This is a genomic window from Nocardioides sp. (assembly GCF_035703625.1).
Lineage (GTDB): Bacteria > Actinomycetota > Actinomycetes > Propionibacteriales > Nocardioidaceae > Nocardioides.
In genome coordinates, this window is sequence record NZ_DASSXS010000246.1 from 1 (window position 1) to 6,510 (window position 6,510).

Annotated in this window: 7 protein-coding genes; 2 read left to right on the plus strand and 5 right to left on the minus strand. The window is 70.6% G+C overall.

Going from position 1 to position 6,510, the window contains the following annotated elements; translation table 11 throughout:
* The 4 genes from VFN12_RS12750 to VFN12_RS12765 all read right to left on the minus strand — a co-directional run.
* On the minus strand, positions 1-327 hold a 327-nt coding region (locus VFN12_RS12750; RefSeq protein ID WP_325119083.1), incomplete at its 3' end, for an NAD(P)-binding protein.
* Positions 328-363: 36 nt separating this feature from the next.
* Positions 364-1,284: a glycosyltransferase family 2 protein gene (locus VFN12_RS12755; protein WP_325119085.1), complete on the minus strand. Its 921-nt coding sequence runs from the start codon at positions 1,282-1,284 to the stop codon at positions 364-366.
* On the minus strand, positions 1,281-2,219 hold the full coding sequence (locus VFN12_RS12760) for a glycosyltransferase family 2 protein (protein WP_325119086.1): 939 nt from the start codon (positions 2,217-2,219) through the stop codon (positions 1,281-1,283). The genes VFN12_RS12755 and VFN12_RS12760 overlap by 4 nt, the downstream gene beginning before the upstream one ends.
* Before the next feature lie 266 nt (positions 2,220-2,485).
* Positions 2,486-3,946 carry an LCP family protein gene (locus tag VFN12_RS12765; RefSeq protein ID WP_325119087.1) on the minus strand — a complete coding sequence of 487 codons (1,461 nt, stop codon included), beginning with the start codon at positions 3,944-3,946 and terminating at the stop codon, positions 2,486-2,488.
* A gap of 175 nt (positions 3,947-4,121) precedes the next feature.
* Between VFN12_RS12765 and VFN12_RS12770 the strand changes: the two genes are divergently transcribed.
* Positions 4,122-5,333 carry an LCP family protein gene (locus VFN12_RS12770; protein WP_325119088.1) on the plus strand — a complete coding sequence of 404 codons (1,212 nt, stop codon included), beginning with the start codon at positions 4,122-4,124 and terminating at the stop codon, positions 5,331-5,333.
* Positions 5,330-6,199: a crotonase/enoyl-CoA hydratase family protein gene (locus VFN12_RS12775; RefSeq protein ID WP_325119089.1), complete on the plus strand. Its 870-nt coding sequence runs from the start codon at positions 5,330-5,332 to the stop codon at positions 6,197-6,199. Before VFN12_RS12770 ends, VFN12_RS12775 begins: the two co-directional genes overlap by 4 nt.
* Before the next feature lie 79 nt (positions 6,200-6,278).
* On the opposite strand, the gene VFN12_RS12780 is transcribed toward VFN12_RS12775, so the two are convergent.
* A partial coding sequence (locus tag VFN12_RS12780; protein WP_325119090.1) for a plasmid stabilization protein occupies positions 6,279-6,510 on the minus strand: 232 nt, incomplete at its 5' end.

Sequence of the window (6,510 nt, forward strand, 5' to 3'; positions counted from 1 at the left end):
GAAGAACTGGTTGATCAGCCCGAGGTTCATCGGCAGCGAGTAGACCTGCCCCTGGTACTTGCCGAAGACCCGGTGCTTGTAGTCGGTGAACGACGTGAAGCGGTTGACGTACTCCCACACCTTCTCGTTGGAGGTGTGGAAGAGGTGAGCGCCGTACTTGTGCACCTCGACGCCGGAGGTCGGCTCCTTCTCGCTGTACGCGTTGCCGCCGAGATGGTGGCGGCGCTCGAGCACCAGCACCTGGAGGTCGAGCTCGTTGGCGCACCGCTCGGCGATGGTGAGGCCGAAGAAGCCGGAGCCGACGATGACTAGATCTGGACTCGTCAAGGGGGTGATTCTCCTCGTGGGGGTCGACGCAGTGGGTCAGTCTACGGTCGTCGGCGGAACTGCCCGCATTCCCCGTGCCGCCCGAATGGCGCGGATCACGTTGCGGGCCTCGGCCCGGCCTCCGCGCACGGGGCTGAGCAGCAGCACGGCGAGCGTGATCAGCCACGGCTTGAACCGGACGAGGGAGTTCTCGCCGTAGCGGAAGTGCACGACGAAGAGGTTCCGGAACATGTAGAACCCCTTCCACGTGTCGAGGGCGTGCTGCTGGTCGAAGTCGAGCTGGCGCACGAGCACGGCGTCGCGCAGCCCCCAGATCCGGTAGCCGGCCCGACGCGCGCGCATCGCGAAGTCGACGTCGTCGTAGAAGATGAAGTACGACGAGTCCGGCAGCCCGATCGCGTCGACCACCTCGCGGTGGAACATGAAGCCCTCGAACGAGACGTTCTGCAGCTCGACCCGCTCCGGCATGGCCGACCGGTCGGAGTAGGAGTCGTCGACCGCGCTCCGCTTGGGACGGATGGCGAGCGGGTTGCTCAGGTCGAAGTCGAGCGCCGCCTTCTCGACCAGGTGACCCCGGACGTCCTCGCGAATCGCGGCGACGCAGGGCTGGTCGGCGGCCACCAGCACCTCGAGGCAGTCCCGGGCGGGCACCACGTCGTCGTCGACGAGCCAGATCCGGTCGTGGCCGGCGTCGTAGGCGAGGCGCACGCCGAGCTGGAACCCGCCGGCGCCGCCGAGGTTCTCCTCGCTGTGAGTGACCTGCAGCGGCAGCTCGGGGTGCTCCCGGCGCGCGGCCAGGATCTCCCGCGTGTGGTCCGTGCTGGCGTTGTCGATGACGAACACCGCGTCGGGCAGCCTGGTCTGGGCCGCGAGGCCGTCGAGCATGCGGGTCAGCAGGTCGGCCCGGTTGAAGGTCACGATCACGACCGCCACCGACTCGGTCACGTGCGTCGTCACAGGAACCTCTCGTGCCCGGTGAAGTCCCCGCGCAGGCCGGCCCGCATCCCCTCGAGGCTCAGCCGCAGCCGGGCCGGGTCGCGACGCGTGAACGAGTAGAACCACAGGGTCTTGGCCACGAAGGCCAGCGCATGCGGCCAGCCGCGGTAGTCGCGCAGGTTGACCAGGTTGTTGCGGGCCATGCAGTAGTGCTTGAGGTCGCTCGGCGTGTGGTTGTACGTCGTCCTGCCCAACATCATCGGCGTCCCCAGGTCACCGACCGCGGGGTGCAGCACCCGGGCGTCGGTGACGGTGGCGATCCTGGCGCCGGCCCGCTCGGCGCGCAGTCGGTACTCGTGGTCGTCCCCCCAGATGAAGTACTCCTCGCGGACCAGCCCGATCCGCTCCACGAGCTCGCGGGTGACCAGCACGCCGTTGAACGGGATGACCACGTCCTGGATCACTCCCCCGTGGGCAGCCGCGCGCACCTGCGGCATCTGGTGCACGACGGCGGTGCGGCCGGGCAGCCGGATCGGGAACACGAGCCGCTCCCGGTCGTCCTGGTCGACCACGACCGGGCCCCAGAAGTCGTAGGCACCCGCGTGCAGCAGGAGCGTCTCGAGGCAGTCGGGATCGGGCAGCCCGTCGTCGTCCATGAGCCAGACCAGGTCCGCGCCACGCTCGACCGCCAGCCGCAGGCCCTCGTGGAATCCTCCGGCGCCGCCGCCGTTGCGGCCCAGGGTGCGGGCGACCAGGGCCGGCTGGTCGGCTCCCGCGGCGGCGGAGGCCAGCCAGTCGCCGGTCCCGTCGGTCGACGCGTTGTCGACGACGAGGATCTCGTCGAGCTGCGGCACCTCCTGCAGGGTCTTCACCAGCCGCTGCAGCAGGGCGAGCCGGTTGAAGGTGACGACGACCGCGACGACGCGGGGCGCGTCGTACGCGGGCTGGTCGGTCACGGCGAACACCCTACGGCTCGTCGAGTCGGCGCTACTGCAGGGCTGGGACGGTCCGAGTCGGCGCCACTGCAACGCTTACACGTGCCCAGTCGGCACGACTGCAACGCTCGAGCATGCTGAGTCGGCGCAAGTGCAGCTCTTGAACGTGCCGAGTCGGCGCTAGTGCCCGGCGCACACCCTGCAGACGCGCCGAGTCGACGTGTCAGAGCCCTGCAGATGCGCCGACTCGGCGGGTGAAACGGTTGCAGATGCGCCGACTCGCGGGATCAGCAGGCAGACCCGACGTCATCGGACTGGTTGGCGGCGTACCCCTCGCTGAGGCTCCCCAGCGATCCGCCGGTGACGGCCCTGGGCTTCTTCCTCTGGTCGCTCGGCGGCGGCGCCTGTCCTGCCGCCCGGTCGATCGCGGCCGCGACCTTCTCCTGGACCAGGTCGATGTCCGGGTCACCGGTGTTGATCATGGGCGGCACGAGCGAGAGCGAGGCGACCCGCTGCGACCTGGCCTTCAGCGCGAGGTCGATGAAGCGGTCGACCTCGCTGGAGGGGATGTCGGTGGAGAGCATCTCCGAGCTCGCCTGCGCGATGTCCTGGAAGTTCCGCAGGGCGACCTGCGGGCTGACCTGCTGGAGCATCGCACTCATCACGCACTTCTGCCGGGCCATCCGGGAGTAGTCGTCGGACCCCTCGCGCGACCTGGCGAACCACAGGGTGTCGTGGCCGTCGAGCTTGCGGACGCCGGGCTCGATGTATCCGGTCACGTCGCTGCCGAGACCACCGACCGGGATGGGTGCCCGCACCTTGAGCGTCACGCCGCCCACGGCGTCGACCAGGTTCTTGAACCCCTCGAGGTTCACCATCGCCCAGTAGTTGAGCTCCAGCCCGGTGATCCCCTCCACCGCCATGATCGTGGCGTCGACGCCCGGGGTGTCGGACTTGCCGAAGAGGCCGGTGTGGTCCTCGGCCCAGGTGCTGACGCCGTTGAGGTAGCAGCCCTCGCAGTCGAAGCCGTGCGGGAACTGCCGGTCCATGACCGAGCCCTCGGCGAACGGGAACTGCGCCATGTTGCGGGGCAGTCCGATCAGGACCGTCCGGCCGGTGTCGGCGTCGATGCTGGCGACGGTCAGCGAGTCCGGGCGCAGCCCCCACCGCCCGGCCCCGGAGTCGCCACCGAGCAGGAGCACGTTGTAACGGCCGTCGTGGGCGCCGGTCGCCTCCCCGTCGCCGAACATCGCGATCATGAAGTCGCGCTGGACCCCGACCACGTGGGCACTGAACAGCAGCGTGCCCGCCACGCTGAGGCTGAGCAGCCCGTTGACGCCGACCACGGCCCGACGGTGCTGGGCGGACAGCGTGAGGGGCTGTCCGATCCGCCAGGCGTCCATGAACAGGGCCGCCCACCCGACGGCGAGCACCATCAACAGGACCCGCAGCAGGCCGAGGACGCGGGGATCGGAGACGAGCCAGAAGGTGAACCCGCTCCACACCAGGCCCAGGGCCAGGGCTCCCAGCGTCGTGACGACGAGCACGATCCAGATCCGCAGGGCGATGCGCCCCACCCGGCGGTTGCCGGCGACCAGCTGCGCCGAACCCGGGAGGACCAGGGTGATGAGCATCAGCGCCACGGCACGGCGGAACCGCACGCGGGCGGCGCGGTCTCCGGCGGTGCGGAGGGCGGAGTCGGTGCCGGTGAGCGACCCGGGGGAAGTGGCGGGCGGCCCAGAGGACATGGTCGAGCCTCTCTGCTCGGGGAAGGAAAGCAGTCGGCCAAGTATCACCAGTCACACGCGTCACACCCCGTGCGACGCGCCGCACGGTCCCCCGGTCCTGTGGTCCGAAGGAGTCGACGCGGGCTCCCTCAGGCAGACGACCGGTCGCGCCGGCCGGCACGGTAGCGTCGGGCGCATGGCAGATCGTCCCCGGGGAGAAGGGGGTCCCCGCGAGGGCACCCCCGAGTACAACTGGCTCTACGGCGAGAAGCGCCGCTCCGGAACCCCGGACGACGCCACCCGGATGGTGCCCCAGCAGTCGGCTCGGCCGTCGTCCGGCGACGAGACCCGCGTGATGCCCGCGGGGGCCTCCCGGGACGCCCGCACCAGCCGTCCGGCCCCGCCCAACATCGCGCCGCCGCCGCGCACCGGCTCCGGGTCCTCCTGGCGGTCCCGGCTCCCCCGGCCCCGGCTCCGGTGGCTGTGGATCCTGCTGCTGGTGTGGCTGGTCTTCCTGATCGCGGTCCCGATCTGGGCCTGGACGACCGTCGAGAAGGTCGACGCCGAGCCTGCCGGGCAGCGCCCCGACGAGCAGCCGGGGACGACGTACCTCGTGGTCGGCAGCGACAAGGCCGACGACCTCACCGCCGAGCAGCGCCGGGTCGTGCGCGCCGGGCAGCGCTCGGGCGGGCGCACGGACACCATCATGCTGCTGCACACCGGCTCCGGGCCGAACCTGCTGATGTCGATCCCCCGGGACTCGATCGTCGACATCCCCGGACAGGGCACCAACAAGATCAACGCCGCCACCGCGTTCGGGGGAGCGAAGCTGCTGGTGCGCACCGTCGAGCAGAACACCGGGATCCGCGTCGACCACTACGTCGAGATCGGTTTCGGTGGGGTGATCAACATGGTCGACGCCGTCGGCGGCGTCGAGATCTGCCCCAAGGGGCCGATGAAGGACCCGGATGCGCGTCTGGACATCAAGGGCGGGTGCCAGGAGGCCGACGGCCTCACCGCGCTGGCCTACTCCCGCTCCCGCAAGACCTACGAGGCGCGGGGCGACATCGACCGGGCCCGGGCCCAGCGCGAGGTCGTCTCGGCCATCGGTCGCGAAGCGGTCTCGCCGTGGTCGATCCTCAACCCGGTCCGCTACTACCGGCTGAACATGTCCGCCGCCGACGCGATCCGGGTCAGCGAGGGCACCAGCATGTTCTCGGCGGCACGGTTCGCCTTCGCCATGACCCGGGTGAACGGCTCGGACGGCATGACCTGCACCGTCCCGATCGCCGACCTCGCGGTGAACTGGGACCCCGAGCGGTCCGAGCAGCTGTTCCAGCACGTCATCGACGACGACACCGACGGGATCGGCAAGGCGCTCTGCACGCCGACCGGGCTGCCCCGGTGACGGACTGGGAGACGCTGTCGTGGTCCGTCGACGGTGACGGGGTCGCGACGCTCACCCTCGATCGGCCCGACGCGCTGAACGCCTTCGACGTCACGATGGCGCGGGAGCTCGAGCAGGTCTTCCTCGCCGCGGCGAGGGACGACGAGGTGCGGGCCATCGTGGTCACCGGCGCCGGACGTGCCTTCTGCGCCGGGATGGACCTGTCGGCCCCGGGCAACGTCTTCGGGCTCGACGAGTCGGTGCGACCCACACCCGCCGAGCTGCGCGACCACCTCACGGAGGCGCCGTACCACGACGGCGTCCGCGACACCGGTGGCCGCGTGGCGCTGGCGATCCACGCCTGCCCCAAGCCGGTGATCGCGGCGATCAACGGCCCCGCCGTCGGCATCGGCGCCACGATGACCCTCGCCATGGACCTGCGCCTCGCCTCGACGAAGGCCCGGATCGGCTTCGTCTTCGGACGGCTCGGCATCGTCCCCGAGGCCTGCTCGACGTGGTTCCTCCCCCGGATCGTGGGCGTGCAGCAGGCCCTGGAGTGGATCTACTCCGCGGACATCCTCACCGCTGACGAGGCCCTGGCCGGCGGGCTTCTGCGCTCGGTGCACGAGCCCGACGACCTGTTGACGGCCGCGCACGACCTGGCCCGCTCGTTCGTCGTCGGCCGCTCACCTGTCGCGCTGGCCCTGGCCAAGCGGCTCGTCTACCGCAACAGCGCAGCGCCGGAGCCCCTCGAGGCGCACCTGTCCGACTCGCTGGCGATGTACTACACCTCCATTGGCGACGGGAAGGAGGGCGTGGCCGCGTTCCGTGAGAAGCGGGAGCCGCGGTTCACCGGCCGGGCGTCGCAGCTGCCCGAGGTCTTCTGACTGCGGTACGACGGTTGCCTGCCGACCGGGCTCACCACAAGGCTTCCTGGCGCCGACCCGGCGGAGTCATCCGGGCAGGCTAGCGACCGACCGCCTTCTCGAGCTCGGCCTTGGTCATCCGCGAGCGTCCCTTGATGTTCTTCTGCTTCGCCTCGTTGTAGAGCTGGTCGCGGGTCCGACCGCCCGATCCGGAGTGGGACCGCAGGCCGCCGCGGCGGGAGGATGAGATGTCGTCGGTCGACGTCCTGCTGCTCTGCTCGGCCTCCCCTTGCCGGGCCCGCTCCTTGTTGACCGTTCGCGCGGCGATCTCC

Excerpts from the sequence above, each read along its gene's own strand:
- VFN12_RS12770 (WP_325119088.1), top strand. The coding sequence starts at position 4,122 with ATGGCAGATCGTCCCCGGGGAGAAGGGGGTCCCCGCGAGGGCACCCCC.
- VFN12_RS12765 (WP_325119087.1), bottom strand. The coding sequence starts at position 3,946 with ATGTCCTCTGGGCCGCCCGCCACTTCCCCCGGGTCGCTCACCGGCACC.